21 protein-coding genes and 1 pseudogene are annotated in these 18,211 nt (G+C 65.1%); 11 read left to right on the forward strand and 11 right to left on the reverse strand.

All coding sequences use genetic code 11. The annotated features are described in order from the left end of the window. Positions 1-64 precede the first annotated feature (64 nt). Entirely contained in the window at positions 65-310 is a 246-nt protein-coding gene (locus OIE68_RS02870; protein ID WP_327101557.1) for a nitroreductase family deazaflavin-dependent oxidoreductase, read from the forward strand. Positions 311-315: 5 nt separating this feature from the next. Here the strand turns inward: OIE68_RS02870 and OIE68_RS02875 are convergent, their stop codons facing one another. Both OIE68_RS02875 and OIE68_RS02880 read right to left on the reverse strand, forming a co-directional pair. After that, positions 316-1,272 carry an alpha/beta hydrolase gene (locus tag OIE68_RS02875; RefSeq protein WP_327097840.1) on the reverse strand — a complete coding sequence of 319 codons (957 nt, stop codon included), beginning with the start codon at positions 1,270-1,272 and terminating at the stop codon, positions 316-318. A 118-nt stretch (positions 1,273-1,390) separates the two neighbouring features. Continuing rightward, a complete protein-coding gene (locus OIE68_RS02880; protein WP_327101558.1) occupies positions 1,391-2,761 on the reverse strand; it encodes an AarF/ABC1/UbiB kinase family protein in 1,371 nt (456 codons plus the stop codon). Positions 2,762-2,911: 150 nt separating this feature from the next. On the opposite strand from OIE68_RS02880, the pseudogene OIE68_RS46930 reads away from it, so the two are divergent. The 3 genes and pseudogenes from OIE68_RS46930 to OIE68_RS02890 all read left to right on the forward strand — a co-directional run. After that, positions 2,912-3,061 (forward strand): annotated as a pseudogene (locus tag OIE68_RS46930) (TetR family transcriptional regulator); the annotation flags it as partial. Beyond that, positions 3,062-3,541, forward strand: coding sequence for a TetR/AcrR family transcriptional regulator (locus OIE68_RS02885; RefSeq protein WP_419150863.1), 480 nt, complete (start codon positions 3,062-3,064; stop codon positions 3,539-3,541). A gap of 261 nt (positions 3,542-3,802) precedes the next feature. Further along, the gene (locus OIE68_RS02890; RefSeq protein WP_327097842.1) at positions 3,803-5,050 is read left to right on the forward strand and encodes a helix-turn-helix domain-containing protein; all 1,248 of its coding nucleotides are present in this window, start codon (positions 3,803-3,805) and stop codon (positions 5,048-5,050) included. A 199-nt stretch (positions 5,051-5,249) separates the two neighbouring features. Here the strand turns inward: OIE68_RS02890 and OIE68_RS02895 are convergent, their stop codons facing one another. After that, positions 5,250-6,809 carry an MFS transporter gene (locus OIE68_RS02895; RefSeq protein ID WP_327097843.1) on the reverse strand — a complete coding sequence of 520 codons (1,560 nt, stop codon included), beginning with the start codon at positions 6,807-6,809 and terminating at the stop codon, positions 5,250-5,252. A 75-nt stretch (positions 6,810-6,884) separates the two neighbouring features. Between OIE68_RS02895 and OIE68_RS02900 the strand changes: the two genes are divergently transcribed. From OIE68_RS02900 to OIE68_RS02910, 3 genes are all read left to right on the forward strand, one after another. Beyond that, the gene (locus OIE68_RS02900) at positions 6,885-7,805 is read left to right on the forward strand and encodes a LysR family transcriptional regulator (protein WP_327097844.1); all 921 of its coding nucleotides are present in this window, start codon (positions 6,885-6,887) and stop codon (positions 7,803-7,805) included. 82 nt (positions 7,806-7,887) lie between these two features. Further along, on the forward strand, positions 7,888-8,364 hold the full coding sequence (locus tag OIE68_RS02905; protein WP_327097845.1) for a DUF1801 domain-containing protein: 477 nt from the start codon (positions 7,888-7,890) through the stop codon (positions 8,362-8,364). A 59-nt stretch (positions 8,365-8,423) separates the two neighbouring features. Further along, the gene (locus OIE68_RS02910) at positions 8,424-9,395 is read left to right on the forward strand and encodes an alpha/beta hydrolase family protein (RefSeq protein WP_327097846.1); all 972 of its coding nucleotides are present in this window, start codon (positions 8,424-8,426) and stop codon (positions 9,393-9,395) included. A 2-nt stretch (positions 9,396-9,397) separates the two neighbouring features. Here OIE68_RS02910 and OIE68_RS02915 read toward each other — a convergent pair whose 3' ends face one another. The 3 genes from OIE68_RS02915 to OIE68_RS02925 form a co-directional block, all read right to left on the reverse strand. Further along, the gene (locus OIE68_RS02915; RefSeq protein ID WP_327097847.1) at positions 9,398-9,859 is read right to left on the reverse strand and encodes a hypothetical protein; all 462 of its coding nucleotides are present in this window, start codon (positions 9,857-9,859) and stop codon (positions 9,398-9,400) included. A gap of 254 nt (positions 9,860-10,113) precedes the next feature. Further along, the gene (locus OIE68_RS02920) at positions 10,114-10,719 is read right to left on the reverse strand and encodes a hypothetical protein (protein ID WP_327097848.1); all 606 of its coding nucleotides are present in this window, start codon (positions 10,717-10,719) and stop codon (positions 10,114-10,116) included. Between the two features lie 559 nt (positions 10,720-11,278). Further along, positions 11,279-11,947 carry a hypothetical protein gene (locus OIE68_RS02925; RefSeq protein ID WP_327097849.1) on the reverse strand — a complete coding sequence of 223 codons (669 nt, stop codon included), beginning with the start codon at positions 11,945-11,947 and terminating at the stop codon, positions 11,279-11,281. 174 nt (positions 11,948-12,121) lie between these two features. Here OIE68_RS02925 and OIE68_RS02930 point away from each other — a divergent pair, with 174 nt between their 5' ends. Together OIE68_RS02930 and OIE68_RS02935 are read left to right on the forward strand one after the other, a co-directional pair. After that, complete coding sequence (locus OIE68_RS02930) at positions 12,122-12,994, forward strand: alpha/beta hydrolase (RefSeq protein ID WP_327097850.1); 873 nt, start codon at positions 12,122-12,124, stop codon at positions 12,992-12,994. A gap of 146 nt (positions 12,995-13,140) precedes the next feature. After that, a complete protein-coding gene (locus tag OIE68_RS02935) occupies positions 13,141-13,425 on the forward strand; it encodes a phosphotransferase-like protein (protein ID WP_327097851.1) in 285 nt (94 codons plus the stop codon). Here the strand turns inward: OIE68_RS02935 and OIE68_RS02940 are convergent. The 4 genes from OIE68_RS02940 to OIE68_RS02955 all read right to left on the reverse strand — a co-directional run bounded on the left by OIE68_RS02940 (position 13,375) and on the right by OIE68_RS02955 (position 15,527). Further along, positions 13,375-13,968, reverse strand: a complete 594-nt coding sequence (locus tag OIE68_RS02940; protein WP_327097852.1) for a YdcF family protein — start codon at positions 13,966-13,968, stop codon at positions 13,375-13,377. The genes OIE68_RS02935 and OIE68_RS02940 overlap by 51 nt on opposite strands. A gap of 82 nt (positions 13,969-14,050) precedes the next feature. Further along, on the reverse strand, positions 14,051-14,275 hold the full coding sequence (locus tag OIE68_RS02945) for a hypothetical protein (protein WP_327097853.1): 225 nt from the start codon (positions 14,273-14,275) through the stop codon (positions 14,051-14,053). A gap of 239 nt (positions 14,276-14,514) precedes the next feature. Then, the gene (locus OIE68_RS02950; protein WP_327097854.1) at positions 14,515-14,919 is read right to left on the reverse strand and encodes a peptidase inhibitor family I36 protein; all 405 of its coding nucleotides are present in this window, start codon (positions 14,917-14,919) and stop codon (positions 14,515-14,517) included. A gap of 146 nt (positions 14,920-15,065) precedes the next feature. Next, complete coding sequence (locus OIE68_RS02955) at positions 15,066-15,527, reverse strand: nuclear transport factor 2 family protein (protein WP_327097855.1); 462 nt, start codon at positions 15,525-15,527, stop codon at positions 15,066-15,068. Positions 15,528-15,648: 121 nt separating this feature from the next. On the opposite strand from OIE68_RS02955, the gene OIE68_RS02960 reads away from it, so the two are divergent. Further along, on the forward strand, positions 15,649-16,215 hold the full coding sequence (locus OIE68_RS02960; RefSeq protein WP_327097856.1) for a hypothetical protein: 567 nt from the start codon (positions 15,649-15,651) through the stop codon (positions 16,213-16,215). Between the two features lie 114 nt (positions 16,216-16,329). Here OIE68_RS02960 and OIE68_RS02965 read toward each other — a convergent pair whose 3' ends face one another. Beyond that, positions 16,330-16,998, reverse strand: a complete 669-nt coding sequence (locus OIE68_RS02965) for an LppP/LprE family lipoprotein (protein ID WP_327097857.1) — start codon at positions 16,996-16,998, stop codon at positions 16,330-16,332. A 365-nt stretch (positions 16,999-17,363) separates the two neighbouring features. On the opposite strand from OIE68_RS02965, the gene OIE68_RS02970 reads away from it, so the two are divergent. Then, positions 17,364-18,110 (forward strand): hypothetical protein, encoded by a 747-nt coding sequence (locus tag OIE68_RS02970; RefSeq protein WP_327097858.1) that lies wholly within the window; start codon positions 17,364-17,366, stop codon positions 18,108-18,110. The last annotated feature ends 101 nt before the right edge of the window (positions 18,111-18,211 follow it).

Raw genomic sequence — 18,211 nt, forward strand, 5'->3', positions numbered from 1 at the left:
CTATCGGTGACTCGGACCGATCAGGAATCGAGAAGCGCCGGGCAGCGGACCGGAGCTCGCCTGGCTGGTCGTCGCATCGGGCGGCGGGGACCGTCACCCGGGCTGGTACGTCAACTTGATGGCGCATCCGGATCTGGCATCGATCGAAATGCACGGCCGCGTCGCCGTCCCGGTGACACCACATCGGCTCGACGGCGCCGACCGCGAACAGGCCTGGCAGCGCATCACTGCCGCCCAACCCCGTTACGAGAAATATCAGCGCAAAGCCGACGAGGAATACCCGGTGGTCCGACTCAGCTCGCGACCCTGAGCGGACTACGCCACGAGTGCGAGGTGCGTGCCCGCGGCCTTGCCGGTAGCCCCGGCGCGTGTCATCAGGCGGCTGATGGCCTGGGTGACCTCCGTCGGCCGCTCGAGGATCACCGAGTGGCCGGCGCCGTCGACCAGGACGAAATCCGAGTACTCGACGGCGGCGGCCATCGCGATGGAATGCGACGGCGGCGTCATCAGGTCGGCGCTACCGCACAGCACCAACGTCGGGATCTTCGACAGGACCGCGAGGGTGTCGGTCTGGTCGAAGACCATGAAGGCGCTCAGGAAGCTGGCCATCGTCACGATCGGTGTCTCGTTGTGCATCGCGTTGGCGAGGGCGAGCACCCGCAGGCTCACCTTGCGATCGCCGAACTCGGCGGTGCGGATGATCGGGGCGAAAACCTTGCAGGCCATGAGCTTCGCGTGGTGCATCAGGCCCGGAGCGCGTCGGACGGCCGCCTGGAATGCGGATACGGCCGGGTTGCGCAGCAGACGGCCGAAACCGGCGTCGGCGAGTCCGCTCGCGGCGGTCGCGATGAGTGCGACGCCGGTAATGCGCGTGCCGATCTCGTGTGGATTCTGGCTGGCGTAGGTGAGCACCGTCATGCCGCCCATCGAGTGGCCGACCAGGACGACCGGCCCAGTGGGGGCGACGGCGTCGAGAACGTCGCGCAGGTCCTTGCCGAGCTGCTCGAGGTGGTAGGTCCGCCGGGAGGCCGCGGCGGAATCGCCGTGGCCGCGGTGGTCGTAGCAGACGATCCGGGCGCCGGGGTACCGGCGCTGCAGCGCGTGGCGGACGTAGGTCCACGACGCGGTGCGCAGGCAGTGTCCGTGCAGCAGGACGACGGTGAGGTCGGCATCTCGCGGGCCGTATTCGCGAACCGCGAGTTCCACCCCGTCCTCGGTCGAGACCGTGGCACGACGTTGCGCCGAGGTGGCGATGGTGCTGGTGATCGACATCGAGGGCTCCGGTTCGGTTGCGGTGACTTGATTAACTGTCCGCCCCATCGCCCGCCGATATCAGGTCCCCGAGTGCTGAGCTCGTGCCCCCAAGGTGGACCGGATCACCACCAAGGTGTTACCGGTCGGCGCGCCACCGCGCTGTCGCCCGTCCGATCTCGGTTGCCGGAGGTTCGTGGTAGAGCCATTCCCTGGCGATTCGGTGCCAGTTGTTCGTGGTCCCCAATTGGCCCAATACGGCGAAGGTGAACAGGTCTGCTCGCCGCGAGAAGACATGCTCCGGCGGGAGCCACTGTTGTCGCATACCGCGAAACTCGGCGACCCTGGGGTCGACCGCGAGAACCACTGCGCCGGTGGCGAGTTCGGGCGTGACCGTGATTTCCTCGTCGGTCAGATGCCAGCCCGCGGCAGCCCACACATACTCCAGGCATTCCTCTGCCGTGACGTCCGAGTCCGGGTCGATAATGCCGCGGCCCACCCATGCCTCATAAAGGTCCTGGGCCCGATTTTCACCGGCGGCCTGCAGACATGCACGCTCGAGTTCGATATGCACCGGATCCATATTGTGATAGAGCCCGAAATCCACGAAGCCGACGCGACCGTCCGCGGCGAGCATGATATTGCCCGGATGCGGGTCACCACAGAATTCGAAATCCGAAAACAGGGAACTGACATAGAAGCGATAGACCAGCTCGCCGATCCCATCGCGTTCGGCCGCGGGCAAGTCCTGGATCTGCGGAAACGACTTCCCGTCGACGAAGTCCGTCACCAAAACGTGGTGTCCGCAGAGTTCCTCGACGCTGTCGGGGACCGTAATGAACGGATGGTCCTGATAGCGTGCCGCGACTCGATGCTGTGTCTGTGCTTCGCGCACGTAATCGAGCTCGCTGCCGATATTGCGGGCGATTTCGTCGAGCACATCGGTATCCGCGGCGCTCGGCAGAATGGATTTCCAGAGTCTGCTGATCATCGCCAGATTGCGCATATCCGCCTCGACGGCCTCGTCCACGCCCGGATATTTGACCTTGACCGCGACGGTGCGTCCATCGTGCAACTTCGCGCGATATACCTGGCCGATCGAGGCTGCGGCAATCGCCGTCTCATCGAAGTCGGCGAAGGTCCGCGCCAATGGCCCGAGATCGTCCTCGATCACCTGTCGCATTGCCGGAAACGGAAATGCGGGCGCTTGATCGCGTAGCTCGGCGACCTTGTCACGGAACATCTCACGATGCGATTCCGGCAGCAGATCGACATCGAGCACCGACAGCATCTGCCCGAGTTTCATTGCCGCGCCCTTCATGGCGCCGAGCACGGTGACGAGTTGCTGTGCGGTACGCAGCGTGGACCGTTCGGCGAGCAGCTGCCGGGCCTGTTCGGTTCGCCCGATCATCGACAGGCGGGTGCCGACTTCACGGATGGCCTGTCCCGCAACCAATCGGCCCACCTTGCCGCCCCGCGCGAGACGACTCTTCGGCACTCGACCGACCACCATCACACCTCCATCGGCCACGCTTGTGACTGCACCACATTCCACCCCATGGCGGCGTCATCGGATCAGGAATTCGTGGCATGAAAACCGATGCCGCCGTTAAACTGAGCGACGCTCATCTTCTCAGGACAGTTCGGCAGGAGGGGTGCGATGCCGCCGAAAACCGTTGGGCAGCGCCGTCGTCCGACACAGGAACGCGCCAGGGCGACCCGAGAACACATACTCGACGCCGCCGCACAGCTTTTCGGGGAGCGCGGTATCGCCAACACCTCGACGAACCGGATCGCGGCCGAGGCCGGGGTGAGCATTGGCACCGTCTATCGCTACTTCGCCGACCGCTCGGTCATCGTCGAAGAGCTGCTCAGGCGCCTGCTCGAAAACGTCGAAAGGCGCTTTACCGAGCGGATATTCGGGCTGTCGGACAAGCCGATGCTGGAAATGATCACCGGCATTCTGGAAGTCATCACCGACGAACTGGTGGCCAACGCCCGGTTGGTGCGCGCGCTGGTGGCCGGAGTGCAGTTCTATAGCAGCGGTATCCCCGAATTCGAGCCGAGGCTGCGGCTGCTGGTCAAGCTGCTGGTGATCCAGCTGCTCGGCCCCGGTGACGATCACGAGTACGACGTGATGACCTTCGTGCTGATCAACACCGGTTTTGCCGCGGTGCTTCGCGCATCGGCGCTGGAGGTCGACAGCGGGGAGCGCAAAGAGGCGATCGAGATGACCGCGCGAATGATGACGGCGATGGCCGAGGCCGAAATCAAGGCCAAGGCGACCTGACGTCGCGGCTCCAAAAGTGAGCACCTCCCCATCTATTGGTAGGTGAGCGCTGCTCGACGTCGCTCGAGAAGCAGCATTATGCCTGGTAGCCGACTGTGTTTGCGACCGTTGCGGATTCCTCAAAGAGGAGTAGAAGGTGAGTTACCGCTCGGTTTAACGTATCTGACACAGCAGACAGCCGGTAACAGCGAAGTTCTCGGCGCGGCAGTTGTTCACCCAGGTCGTAGTGACTGAGTGACTACGGTGACAAGGAGGTCATACGTGACGATCGAGACTCTCGTCCGGCCCGAACGCAATGGGCTGGATCGGCCGATTCCGCTGTCCGCGCGCGATATCGACAGGTTGACCCGCGAGGTGATGGCACATCTCGCGGAGTCGGACGAACAGTGCGGCGCGCTGCCGGGACAAACGCTGGTTCGCGATGTGAAGGCCGTGGTCCGGATCTGCCTGGGATGGCTGATCCACTGCGTGAACGGTCACGCGCTGCCGACGAGGACCGACCGGCTCGCGATTGCGGCCGCCGGATGTACCCGTGAAGGGATCCCCGTCGATACCGTTCTGCATGCGGTTCACGAGGGCTTCAAAGTGGGGCTGGATCTGATATTCGCTCGTACGGGTCCGGCGGATGTACTCGGCGTCGTCCGGGGCACCGCTACGGTGCTGGAGCTGTCGAAACTGACAACCGCCACCGTCAGTAAGGCCTACGTCCTCGAGCACAAGGCCGTTGCCGCCGAGCATCAGACCGCGGCGCACAGCCTGACCTCGGCGTTGCTCGCCGGTCATCTCGATTCCGCGGCGGCGCGGGAATGCGGCCTACCGATCGCCGACGAGTACTCGGTGCTTGCCGTCGCGATTCCGGCGCATCCGGATGAGAGCCATCCGCAGCTCGACGGACAGGTTGTCGCACGCCGTAAGCTCCGCCGCCTCCAAGCCGCACTCGCGACCATATTCGGAGGGACGGCGCTGTCGCTGTTATCCGTCGACGGCGGAACGATTCTCGTCCCGTCCACCATGCGGACCGATCCCGAACTCGACGGACTGGTGCAACGCATGTCCTCGGCCACGCAGGTGCCGCTCACCGTCGCCGTTGTCACCGCCCGCCCCGACGAGGTGCCCATCGCCGCGCGCCATGCCCACGAACTCCTCGACACCGTGCAACAGCTCGAATTGGAGCCCGGCGTATACAGATTCACCGAACTGGCGCTGCAGTATCAACTGACCCGCCCTGGGCTGGGCCGCGACGCCCTCGCCAACCGGCTCACCCCACTGCACGAACACCCGGACCTGTCGGAAACCCTCCAGATCTACATCGACACCGGCCTGAGCCGAACGCGCGCCGCTCGCAAACTGTGCGTCCACCCGAACACCGTCGACTACCGACTCCGCCGAATAGCCCATCTCACCGGCTTCGACCCCGCCGACCCCAGCGGACTGTGGTATCTCCGCTCCGCCCTCGTCGCCCGCAAGGGCAACACCGCATACGGTCCGCCACCACCCACGGCCTGTTAGCCTTCGGCCTATGAAGTGGGGTCGGGAGACGACAAGGCTCGACGAGCATTGGGATCAGATTCGGGAAACCGTCACTCGGGGGCGACGCTCGACCCAGCCGAAGTACGCGTCGGACCGGTCGGTTAGGTGACGGGCGAGTCCGCGGCCGATTGCCTCGGCGATATCGCGCGTCGGGATGCCGACTTCGGCCGTCTCGGAATCACGGCATGTGATCGGCGGGGGAGAGGGACGGCTTCGTAGCCCTCGCCACCGAGACGTGCGCCTGTCGAGCGGATCCACGTCGAGACAGTAGCGACTGCAGCACGACGAACCCACCCGCGACGAGCACGATCAGGCCGATCGCCCGGAATCCGCCGTCTGCACCCGAAATAAACGCTGCGACAACGTCATTGGTGCGGTCGGAGATGGCGAGTGCCTGGGCTACGGTGTGCGGATCGTGCTCGGCGCGGATCTCCGACGGTAGAGCGGCGACGAATCGTGCGGTGAGCACTGTGCCGATGACCGCGACGCCGAGGGCGCTGCCGAACTCGCGGGTGGTGGCCTGCAAGCCGGCTGCGACCCCGGCCTGCTCCGGCGGCAGCGCCCCGGCGATCGCACCGGACAATGTCGGAAGTGCCAGCGCCACACCGATTCCCATCACGACGAGCCACGCGGCGTATGCGACATAGGGTGTCTGTACGTCGCTCTTGGACAATCCGAGCAGTCCGCCGCCGACGAATACGAATGCGAGCGCGGTGGTGGCGTCGAGTCCGATACGCTGTGACAGTCGTCCGACATGCTTCGCGCCGAGGATGATCGGGACGGTGAGCGGGATTATCCCGAGACCGGTTTGCAGTACGCCGAATCCCTTGCCGTACTGCAGGAATGACGCGTTGACGTAGAACAGCGCGAACATGCCGAAGAAGACCGCCGTCATGCCGAGGCAGGCGCCGCGCAGGGCCGGGAGGCGGAACAACCGCGGATCCAGCAACGGGTGTTCGACTTTCAGCTCGACAATCGTCCACGCGGTGAACAACACTGCGGCACAGGCGAATCCGGCGATGACGATCGCACTGTCCCAGCCCGACTCCGGCCCCTGGACGATCCCGAGCAGCAGCGCGACCGACGCACCGACGAGCAATGCCGCGCCGAGCGGGTCGAGCCGGCGGTCATGGCGCGGCGACACCGGCGCGATCCGTCCCACCAGAGCGGCGAGCACCAGCGCGATCGGCACGACACCGGCGAACAGCCAACGCCATGAACCACCCGAAAGGATCGCCCCGCCACCGACATTGCCGACGATTCCACCGATACCCGTCATCGATGCCCAGACCGCGATAGTCGCGCTCTTGCGCTCAGCGGGAACAGCGTGCAGCAGGACGGCAAGCGTATTGGGCAGTACGGCAGCAGCGCCGACTCCCGTAACCGCCCGACCGGCGAGCAGGAACGTCACGTTCGGTGCCGCTGCCGACACCAGCGCGCCCAGCGCGAACAGCCCCAGTCCGAATAGCAGAATCCCCTTGCGCCCGAAGCGATCTCCCGCCGCCCCGCCGGGAATCACCAGACAGGCGAAGACGATCACATAGGTATCGACGATCCAGACAAGCGCCGACGCGGATGGATGCAGTGCGCTGGCGGCGAGCATCGGGACGGCGAGATTGATCGCGGCGACCATGCCGACGACGAGCACGACGCATGCGCAGATGACCGCGAGCAGGCCGCGCTGCGAGGCCGGGCGCGCCGACAGGTCCGGAGCGTGATTCAGGGCATCGAATTGCATGGCCACGACGTTATGGACCTGGGCAGTCTCCGTGCCACGCAACTTTCATAACTACTCCTTGCATATGATGCAACTGTGCCAGAGCAGCTCGATCTGAACCTCCTGCGCGTATTCGATGCCCTGCTCCAGGACGGCAGCGTCACGGCGGCGTCCGAGCGCCTACATCTGTCCATCCCGGCTACCAGCCGGGCCCTGGGTCGGTTACGGCGGGCGATGGGCGATCCGATTTTGGTGCGCGCCGGTCGTGGGATGGCTCCGACACCGTTCGCGCTGCGCACCGCGCCGCGGGTGCGGTCCCTGCTGGACGAAGCGTCGGCGCTGATCAGCGCCGATCGCGAGGTCACGGTCGCAGAATTGCAGCGCACCTTCACAATTCGCATCAATGACGGTGTTGCTGCGACCCTGGCGGCGGTGGCGGTCGATGCCACGGCCGCGGTCGCTCCCGGCGTGACGCTGCGCTTCGTCGCGGAGGGCAGTGAGAGCATCGAGGCTCTGCGCGACGGCTCGGTCGATCTGGATATCGGCGCGGGCGACATCGTCGCTTCCGATATGCGGTCAGCTGTGCTGTATCGCGAACGAATAGTGGGCATCGTCCGGGCCGACAGCCCACTGGGCCGGCGCCCGACATTGCGGCAACTGTGCCGACATCCCCACGTCTCGGCCTCCCGCCGTGGTCGCGCTCGGGGGCCACTCGACGACGCACTCGACGACGCGGGCTTGCAGCGCCACGTCGCCGCCGTCGTGCCCACTTCCGCCGTCGCCGCACTCCTGGTCGCGTCGAGTCAGTACATCGGGCTCGTCCCGCAACGCCTCGCCGAACAGTACGGCCAGTCCCTCGGCCTTCGCTGGTTTCCGATCCCCGCACCCCTCCCGGAAGTCGAAGTGCGACTGCTCTGGCACGCCCGCCTCGACGCCGACCCGGCGCAGCGCTGGCTCCGCGACACCATCCGCGACGCGCTGCGTCCGCCGCGCGAATCTTCGGATCGCATCGATTGATCAGTTTCGAAGAAGCCCGGCGCGGGGTCGGCTCCATAGCATTGGAACCGTCCCCAGCGAGACGATCACGGAGGAAAAGACAATGAACCAAGCGCAGAAGTCCACCAAGGCAACCACCGCGAAGAGCCGGGCCGCCGTCGGATTCTCCGAAGAAGAGCGGGCCGCGATGAAGGAGCACGCCCAGGAGTTGAAGACCGCCGCGCGCCGCGGCTCGCGGGCGGCCAAGTCGGATGGGGAAGCCGACGTGGTCGCCAAGATCGCCGAGATGGCAGAATCGGATCGCATCATGGCCGAACGGATCCATGCCATCGTCAAGGCCAACGCACCAGCTCTTACGCCGAAACTCTGGTACGGTATGCCCGCGTATGCCATGGGCGGCAAGGTCGTCTGCTTCTTCCAAACCGCCGAGAAATTCAAGTCGCGGTACGCGACGTTCGGCTTCAACGACATCGCGACCCTTGATGAAGGCACCATGTGGCCGACCGCCTTCGCGCTGACGAAGTTGACGGCCGCCGATGAGGAACGGCTCGGCGCGCTCGTGAAGAAGGCGGTCAGCTGAGGCGAGAGCGATTGTCGCGCAAACTATGATGATCTTTCCGATCGGTAGGAGGTGTGCGGGTGGGTACAGCACGGTCTGGAAATCATTGGGGTTGGCTGCGCAAGGCAGGCGCTGTGTTGGTCGCAGCTGTTCTGCTGTCGTCGATCGGTGCGGCGGTTGCCACCGCCACACCAAGATTGCGCACCCCCGCGGGCGGTTACGAGGACCTGTTCGTGCCGTCGAGCATGGGGCCGATCAAGGTCCAGGTGCAGTGGGCGGCCCGGGGCGGGAGCGCGGCCGTCTATGTGCTCGACGGTCTCCGCGCGCCCGCCGATCACAGTCAGTGGATCAGCGATACCGACGCGCTGCGCCAATTCGCAGGCGACAACGTCACTTTGGTGTTCCCGGTCGGCGGTCGCTCGAGCTTCTACACCGACTGGTACCGACCCAGTAGTACCAATGGTCAGCAGACGACGTACAAATGGGAAACCTTCCTCACCGAGGAGTTGCCCGCATACCTGGCGCGGTTCGGCGTTTCGCCGACCAACAACGCGATCGTCGGTGCCTCTATGGGCGGCAATGCCGCACTGACGCTGGCCGGCCACCATCGCGACCAATTCAAGTTCGCCGGATCATTTTCCGGCTTCGTACACCCGACTTTTCCGCTCTGGAACGAAGCGATGCGCGCTGCCATGTGGGACGAGGGCAACTTCAATGTGGACGATATGTGGGGTCCGGCCGGCGACCCCGCCTGGAGCCGCAACGATGCCACCAACGAGGCAGAATTGCTGCGCGGGCTGCCGGTCTACGTCTCCACCGGCAATGGCCAGCCCGGACCGCTCGACCTGCCCTACGGACTCGGCAATACGGTGAATGCGATGGCCCTCGAAGCGATGACGTTGACGTCCGCCCAGATGCTGCGTGATCGAATGACGGAACTCGGCCTCCCCGCCCGCTTCGACATCATCAACGGAACGCACACCTGGCCCTATTGGCAGCAAGCGCTCGCGGCGGCGCGTCCGATGCTGCTCGATGCGCTCGGCGCGCACTGAACTCAGGATTGGAAGATCGCCGATGTGACGGCCACATCGGCGAAGCTGTAATACCAGCCGTTCCACGTATCGGCGACGATCACCTGGATCGCATGGCCACGCGCCGGACCGTCGGTGATCAACCACAAGCCATTGCCGTACCCGGTCGCCGGACTGATGCTGCCATCCGACCATGCGAACTGGGCCGAACTGGGCGTACCAGGTGCGTTCCACGGAATGGTCACATCGAACTGTCCGGAGCCGATACCCGGAAGCAACGAGCTGACGCACTCCCGCAGCGTGGCCGTACGCCGGATATTCTGTTCCGCGCTACCGGTGCCGGGCACCAACCGGCCGGTCATCAGACCGCCCTGGCGGCAACCGCCGCTGCCCTCGCTCGGTGGATAGGCCTGCACCTGCGGCGCACCCAGCACCGGCACGGCGCACAGCACCGCCGCTATCAGCACGCTCCGACGAACAGACACCGCACCACCTCCCTACGACGGGACAGCAATCCACGAAGGCCGGCCGCCGATGAACACGCAACGCGAACCACTGCTGACGCGATCAGCAGTTTAGCGGTCTCCGGCGTGTACTCGATCAGCTTCGAGAACTACACGGCCCGCTTCTACGCCCGGCATCTGGGTGCGGTCGGTATGTCACCGGCCTGATGCGACTGGTATCGGCGTCCGGCTTCGTACCGGTCGCCGATACCAGTCGCACCGGCCCAGTCGGCCCCTTAGTCCAGGACGTAAGGCGTCGTCGCTCGCGGATCGTTGCGTTGCGCGAAGAATTCGCCGTAACTGCCGAACCAGTCGCGGAATACGTTCTCGAAGGTGAGCTGCGGTAGCTCCGCCTCGTCCACGTGTCCGGCCGAGGCCAGTTCCGGAACCATTTCGCCGCTGTCGATGCGCAGGGCGAGGTCCAGCCCGTGCGCCACGAACAGCAGCCATGCTGCGAGGTTCTCGGCAACCCAGGTGATGCTGTGGTCCTCCCAGTAGTAGAAGATGCGCCCCCACGCTCCGGTTTCGGGATCGACTTCGGCACAATAGGTTTCGGCCGCGGAATTCGTATGCAGAATCCGATAACGCTGCGGAGCTTGCGCGGGGCGGGGCTCGGGATCGTCATTGCGTGGGTGGTCGAATTCGATAGCGTCGTACTCGTCGAACCAGATCGCCCCCACCTCCCCGGCGATCAGCCGAACATCCGGGGGCACCGGCACCTGCCAACTGTCCATCACCTTGTCCGCGATGCCGGGCCCCAGCCTGACCCGCCCATCCGATTCCGCCGCCACCACCTGCAGCCGCGCGACCGCAGCCCGCGCCTGCTCCACCATGTCGATCAAGTAATCCGCCCCTCCCGCAACTAGTAGAGGTGGCGGTGCGATCCACTCGCACCGCCACCCAACCCCGTTCTCCGACACCGGTTCACGGTCACGTCCAAGTTGAAGCGCCACGGCCCAACGGACCGGAGCGCCGACTCTGCCCCCATCTTGGAGACCTGAAAGTAGGTCGGCTAACCGTTACACCGACCCGGCAACCCCGGGTGGTCATTCGGCTCATCTCTCGGCACACCCCCTGGCGGAGGTGGGACGCCCGTCACTGTAGTCGAACATACTGTCGAATGCATCCCGGCAATCGGAACCGCCAAGCGGCCGCTGACCGCCGGATCGTGCCGAAATCGCTTGTGGTCCAGGTTCTTATCGCGAATCGGTTGCTGCCCAAACGCGCGGCGAAGCTGGTGCGTTTCAACCATGCGGTAAACCGCCTGGGCGCGGGTGCGGACCGGGGCGCTGCGGAGAGTGGCTACGCGGACCAGTCGCACCGGCATCGCAATGTCGTGGCGGAGTGCCCCGGCGACCGCGGCCCGCGAGCCATGCCGGCAGTTGCCGACATCGCATGACTTCAGTGAACCAGGGCGGCTCGGGTTTGTGCGTACGCGATGACATCTTCCGCGTAGGCCGACGCGTCTCGCTGCGCGAAACATGCTCGGATCTGGTCGAATGCGTCGTCGAGTTGTGGTCCCGGTCCGCGATCGGCGAGCAGGACGACGATCGCCTCCCAGGTACCGATGTGCGGGTCGGGATGGGTGAGCAGTTCGTCGAGGTACCGGTCCGGTTCCACCAGCCGTAATGCGCGGCGCGCGTAAGCGTGTACGCGCCGGGGCAGTTCCGTGCGGATGGTGTCGATATCGGTTTGCAGCACGTGCTGGCCGGATTGTTCCGGATCGAGCCGTAAGGACCACAAGGCGGTCAGTTCGTCGGGCAGGGTTTGAGTTTTGATCAGGTCGGGGCCGGTCGCCTCTTCCAGCGGTGTGGACGGTAGGCCCAGCTGTGTGTTGCGCCAGTTGCGGAATTCCCACCAGGCCGTTGGGGTGGCGCTCAACTCCAGGCCGAATCCGAGCACCTGCTGTCCGCTGGTCCACGTGCGGGAAACTCGCGTGCGACCGACGGAGGCGACACCGCCCGGCTCGACCCGTATCCACCTGGGGTCGGAGCCGTCAAACCCATACGGTTGCAACAGTTTTTCTGTTTCACGCAGCAGGCGGCGCAGTGCCGACTCAGGTCTGACCATGTCCGCAGGTTAACGATGTGCCCCGACAGATTTGTCGCCATGGGGTAATAGGCCGACTTCCACGAGGCGGTCCCGGCAGAGCCTGCCTGCGTCGGCGATGCGCGCGAACGACTTTCCCCTGCCCCAATATCCCGGTCGTGGCCGATCTCCTGAACAGACGGCCACCATGTCGATGTGAGTAACGTGGCGGCCGAAGACCTCACCATCGGGACGACGTACCACCCGGTAGCGACGGGCGGCTGGCAGGAGACAGGGGCAATGCGGCACTTCACAATTCACCACGACGGTGTCACGATTCCGGTGTCTCGGGGTGGCGAGGGAAGACCGCTGGTCCTGTGCCCTGGGCTGAGCTCCACACAGGCCGACCTGCACGAACTGGCCGAGCTGCTGCGGCGCGACCACGACGTGGTGACCTTCGACCTCAGAGGCCACGGCCTCGCCTCGGCCGCCGACCGCTACTCCTTCGAGGCATTCCTCAGTGATCTCGCCGCCGTCATGGTGGAGGTGGGACGCCTCGACCTGCCCTCGGCGCCGGTGCTGGTGGGCTATTCACTGGGCGCGGATCTGGCCGTGCACTATGCCTCCGAGCATCCTGACACCATCGCCGAGCTCGTTCTCATCGATGGCGCGAACCCGGTGCCAGATCCGTTCATCACCGAGGCCGACCTGCCGGAGTTCCGCGCGATGTTCGACGACCCGGCGATGCGACACGAGGCCGAGCAGGCCGAGGGCACTCCACGTCAGGTGTTGCTCACCGCGCAGGACATCCTCGACCTGAATCTCGAGATCGATGCCGTTCGGTCCGAAATCCTCGACCGATACCGCAGGATCGACCGTCCGATCAGCATGATCATGTCGACCTCGATGGCCGGTGCCGGCAGCGAAGGCCGTACACCGTGGCGCAATCAGAACTGGCGTGCCGGCATCGAGCGTCTGGTCCGCGATCGTCCGCACATCGCCACAACCTGGCTCGACGCCGATCACGGGCTGGTCTTCACCCACACCACGGAAATTGCCCGGATCATCCGGAATACCGAGGCGCAGTAGCCGAGCCGACTGCCGATAGATGGTGCCCGGGGTCGCAGTTGCCACCACGGTCCGAATGAGAAAGGCCCGATGCCAGGTCCGTTCGCCGAGTCCGGCTCGGCGCAGCAGTTCGGCACGAGGAGTGGTATGGCCATGTCGGACTGCGGATGCTGTGGTCCGCATGCGCCGCGGCTGCCGAATTCGCCCATGGCGGTGATCATCTGGTCATCGACGAAATGCTGCTGACCCCGGATCTGCTGCCGATGTGGCTGGATGCGCTGGCCGGACTGGACGTCCAGCTGGTCTCCGTCACCTGTCCGCTGGCCGTCGCGGAACAGCGAGAACTGGCTCGCGGCAACGAAATCGGGTTGGCGCGGGGCTACCTTCGGCCAGCACGTCGGTCACCGTGTACGGTCGCGAGCTTCCTTCCACAGGCCGTAGAGGGCCAGTAGTGGCTTTGCCGCCATCCACTCACCGAACCGATAATCCGCTCCCCGCACCAGACGCGACGCGAGCTCCGGGCACTGCTGGGCGAGGTATTGTCGCCCCTTCTCGGCGTGCAGGGGAATCGAAATGATCTTGATCCGGTCGATGTCCTGCAGATATGGGATCGCGAAACTGATGTTTTCCCACGTGGACCGGCTCTGATCTTCGAGGACGAGCTCGCCGCGGTACCCGCAGGTCTCTGTGGCGTAGCGGGCCATCAGGGCTGCCTCGGATTGCGGACCCGCGCATGCACCTCCGCAGAGCACGAGACGACTGCTGACCATAGTCGGGTCGATGGACCGCAGACCGGCTCGCACGCGCCACCGGTTCATGATGTTCGCGCGTGTGCCCGTGTTGCGATAGCCGAGAACCACGATGGCCTCGGAGGTGCCCGTGGCCGATCCCACGCGCCTGTGAGAAGCGCGCCAGTTCTTCCACTCGCCCCACAGCAGCACGAGCACGAGACCGGTCGTTGAAAGCCAAGTCCGTTTCCGCACGAATTCAGCCAAGCACAAGCTCCTCGAAAAGCCGGTCCGCGACATGGCTTTTCACCGGTATCTATTGCTGCATCCCGACGTCGTTCGCCGACAATCAACGTCGCAATTCACCGGCATAGCGACCAGGGCAGGTTTCCGGGAACCTGCGGTGCAGCCGGTCGATGAATCGCTGTATAGCGCGCAGTTCCACCACCAGTTCTGCGCGGGATGCCGGATGCAGGCGGTGGGCGAGTCCGAGTTCACGGGTCAGCGCCTCGGCCCGATTCGTCAGTAGTTCCAAGAAGACCTGTGCTTGGGCAAGGTCGGGATCTTCGTGCATCTATGAGGCCGTCCTGTGGGCGTCGCATGGTTTCCAGGTGCGTCCCGGCGGTCGCGGCCCTCGACAGCGTGGGAATCGGACTGATGCTATCCCGCTACAGCACACTCCGTGATGACTTCGTACCCCTTGATCGTGAGTCTTTATACAGCCGATGGGAAGTCGTGAGAATGCCACCTCTGAAATGAGTATGTGAGTGCGAGGTTTCCCGGGGGCACTTCGCACTCACATACCGGCGAGGTTCAGTGGCACATCTCCACCGCGTCGGCCTTGTTGTCCGCGCTGGATGGCAGGGTGCCCCGAGCGTTGTCCGCGACGGAGGCGAGCAGCTGCCAGCGTTCGCCCGTCCAGTTGTACACCGCGACGGTTACGCCGGTGCGGTTCCAGTACGAGGTCAAACGGTCGCCGACGCCGCCGTTGCCGATGTCGTGCAGAAAACAGCCCGCGTCGTACTGCAGGATCATGCTGCCCGTGCCATTGGCACCGTCCCAGCCGCAGAACATTCCGCCCGGGCAGTCGTAGCTCGGTGACGCGGATGCCGGGGCGGCCGAGATCATCGCGCCACCCGAGACCGTGCCGAGTGTCAGCACGGCCGCGGCGAGCGGGACCAGACGGCGAACGGTGTTGGCGCGGTAGTTGATTTTCATGGTGATGTCCTTCGTGAGAATCGGTGTCGGCCTTCCGACGGCTTGACACCAACTCTGTGCGGACTCACCAACGGCCGACCAACGATCGACTAATCGGGCAGCTCAGCGCCCAGCGCGAGGTCTGGCTATTCCGTTGCTGTTGCGTTCTAGCCGCTTTGATCGTGCTCAGGTACCTGTGGTTCGAATGCCTGGGCAACGGCGAGGCTGTCCTCGTAGACGTGATGGCGGGTGATGAGGCCGTTTTCGACGGTGAGGTGCAGTGCGAATCGGGATCGGTAGGCGCGTCCGGTGGGGCGGGCAGTCTGACGAATTTCGCCGAGCACCACCGCATCCGGGCCGTCGACCAGGATGCGTTCGATCACGGTGCCGACCTTTTCGGGCACGTGGTGGCGAGCGATCTCGCGAAAATGCTCGGCCGCGTCGGCACGTGTGGCGCGGTGCCGAATCCATGGGGTGGCGGGTCGGTTGTGCTCGTTCTCCGGCCAATTCAGTTTCCAGTCGCTGACCGGGGCGTAGAGCGCGGCGGTGGCGTCCGGATCGCCCGCACCGATTCGGCGCAGCAAGTCCTCGACGACGGTGCGGGTGGTGATCGTCCCGAGATCGTTCATACCTGCCACCATGCCCGCACCGATGTGCCCCGTCGATTACCTCCGACGTAATACCGTTGGCCTATTGCGCCGCACAGGCTTTCGTGTATCGACAGCGCGGAGGTACTTCTACAATCCGTGCGTGACGCTTGCACTCGCCGACCTGGTCGGCTACACCGACCGCGATCTCGACACCGACCTGGCGCGTTGGTTCCCCGATACCGAAGCCGTCCAGCTTCCCGAGCAGACCCGACCGGTGGAACCGTTTCTCACGCGCCTGGCTCCCACGGACGCGGCGGCGCTGGCCGCGTTCGACCGCCGGGTGCGGTCAGGCCTGCTGCCGCAGTTTTTGGACATCTTCGACTGGTCCTACGGGTTCGATTTCGCCGGAAACGACTGCGGCATCATCGATTCGGACTACACGACCGAGCTGACCGGCGACGATGTCTACTCGATCGGTGCGGACGGCGGCGGCAATCTGTATGTCGTACTCACCAACGGCCAAGTGGCCGTGTGGTTCCACGAGGAGCAGGTGCTCGAGGGCGGCACCCGCTTCGACAACCTCGACGTCTTCCTCTGGTCGTTCGTGCGCTATCGCGCGGTACGCGCTGGGAAACTCGACCGCTCTTCGGTTGCGGCAGACTTTCTGGTGCTCGGCCAGGACGGCGCACTCGAACCGGAACTCGGCCTGCTGAGCCTCATGAAGTAGGGCTATCGAAAAGGCTCGGCGGGACGTGTATTCGGGGTGGTCGCGGATGTCGAAGCGATGGGTGAAGCCGCGGTCCGGCCAGATGTCCGTTACTCGGACGTGGTTGAACGGCGGCTAGCGGTTAGCGCCGGGATCGGCAACCTCGTCCGGGATCGACGGGTTCGGGGTGACCTTGCCGCCGTCCGAGCCGAGGGTGTAGGTGATGACCACCGGACCGCCCGAGGGGCAGCAGTTGGCATCGTTGCCGGTCAGCCAGCGATAGCGCACCTGGACACCGCGGTCGGAGGAGCCGACCACGCTCGTGTACGACGTCGCCTTCAGCGTCGCGGTGCCGAGATACCCGTCGTGGTTGAAGAACAGCACATGGTAGGGCGAGCTGGCCGTGCCGCGTGGCGTTGCCGCAAGCACCCAGAGCAGCTGCGGGCAGGAGCCGACCGGCGCGTCGGTGGCGCTGTCGATGATGTACGGGGCACCGCCCACCGAGGGGCCGATCGATGTGATCGCGCTGTTGACCACGCCCGAGTTCAGATCGACGCACCTGCCTTTACCCGCGGTGGCGGGGGCGTCATCGGCCTGCGTGCGCGTCGTCACCGGCGGCTGCTGCACCGGTGTGTCCTGCGTCGAGTCCGAACCAGTCGGTGCGGCGGTGGCGGACGCGGTGGCCGGGCCCGATGCGCCGGGCGTCGGCTGTCCGGTCGCCGATGGCGTCGCGGTGCTCTGGCATCCCGCGACCGCTCCGGTCACCACGATCGCCGCGAAAACCGTGCCGATGATCCTTCTCATTCGAATTCCCTCCCGAATTGGCTCTGCTGGGAAGGTCGGATCCGGGAGGGTTGCTGTTACGCCCCGAATTCCATGGTCTTGCTCCGGCATCGCGCGAAAGGCCGCCTCTGCCATGGAAATTGCCGACACCGAGCCATTCGCTGCCCGAGTGCCCACGCCAGGATGTCGTGCCGGGCCGTATCCCCGGGCTCGGTTCTCCAGCACCAGTGGCAGTTCCGCCATCACCGTTGAAACACTGCTCGAGCCGTTTCTGGAAATGCTATGCCGCGCATGGTGTCTCACCGCTTACCGCACTGTTGACTCCCGCGGATGTTCGGTACCTTCCCCGACCCGGCGAAGCCGTACTGGTGAGCGATGATCACGCAGTGACCATTCCATCAGCACTACGTGAGTCATTGCGTGACCCGGTGTTCTGGGCGCGGTATACCTTCGCGCACGAGGGCTGCCCCGGAGCCGATCGGCTCGGCGACATCAAGGACCTGCTCGACGATGATGCCGACGAGGACTGGGATGCCGACGAGGACTGGGATGCGGACGATACGGCGTTGGACGTCGAGTTCGATGTCGGCGGCGGCTACCGCGTACTGCTGACCGTCGACAGCTCGACCGACAGCTACAACCTGGGGATCGTCGTCCCGGACTCGACCGATGCGGCCGAGCTGGGTTGGGACGACCTGGCGGCCTGGCACCCGTACGCGCTGCGCTGGTTCGAACTCGACCTGATCTGTCGGGCAATCGCAGCCCTCGACCCACAATTGGCGCACCCCGGGGCACCACTGGCGCTGCTCTGCCGGTTCGCCGCAGTCTTCGAGGACGACGATGTGGACGAGGCAGTCGCCGCTGTGGACGCGGCGTACGTCTCACTACGTCCGCGACCGTCGGACGGCTACTGGCCGCGCGGCACCGACTGGCTCGAGCGTGCGGACTTCCGCGGCCAAGGCGTGGTCTGGCAACGCGACCAGGACGGCAACCTGTGGGCCTATCAGGGAGACGACGAAAAGGTGGACTTCTACAGCACACGTTCGGAACCGGTAGCCGGTACGGAATACTTTCCGCACGCCCAGCTGAAGGCTCTGCTGGCCGCCGCAGCCGCCACGCGGTCGGCGAGATAGACCTGAAAACGACCAGCGGCCCGCGAACAACTGCACAACATCTACACCGGCCGCATCCAGCCGCTCGAAGCGCGAATCAACCGCTGGGGCCAGGAAACCGG

The sequence above is a fragment of the Nocardia vinacea genome, from assembly GCF_035920345.1.
Classification (GTDB): domain Bacteria; phylum Actinomycetota; class Actinomycetes; order Mycobacteriales; family Mycobacteriaceae; genus Nocardia; species Nocardia vinacea_A.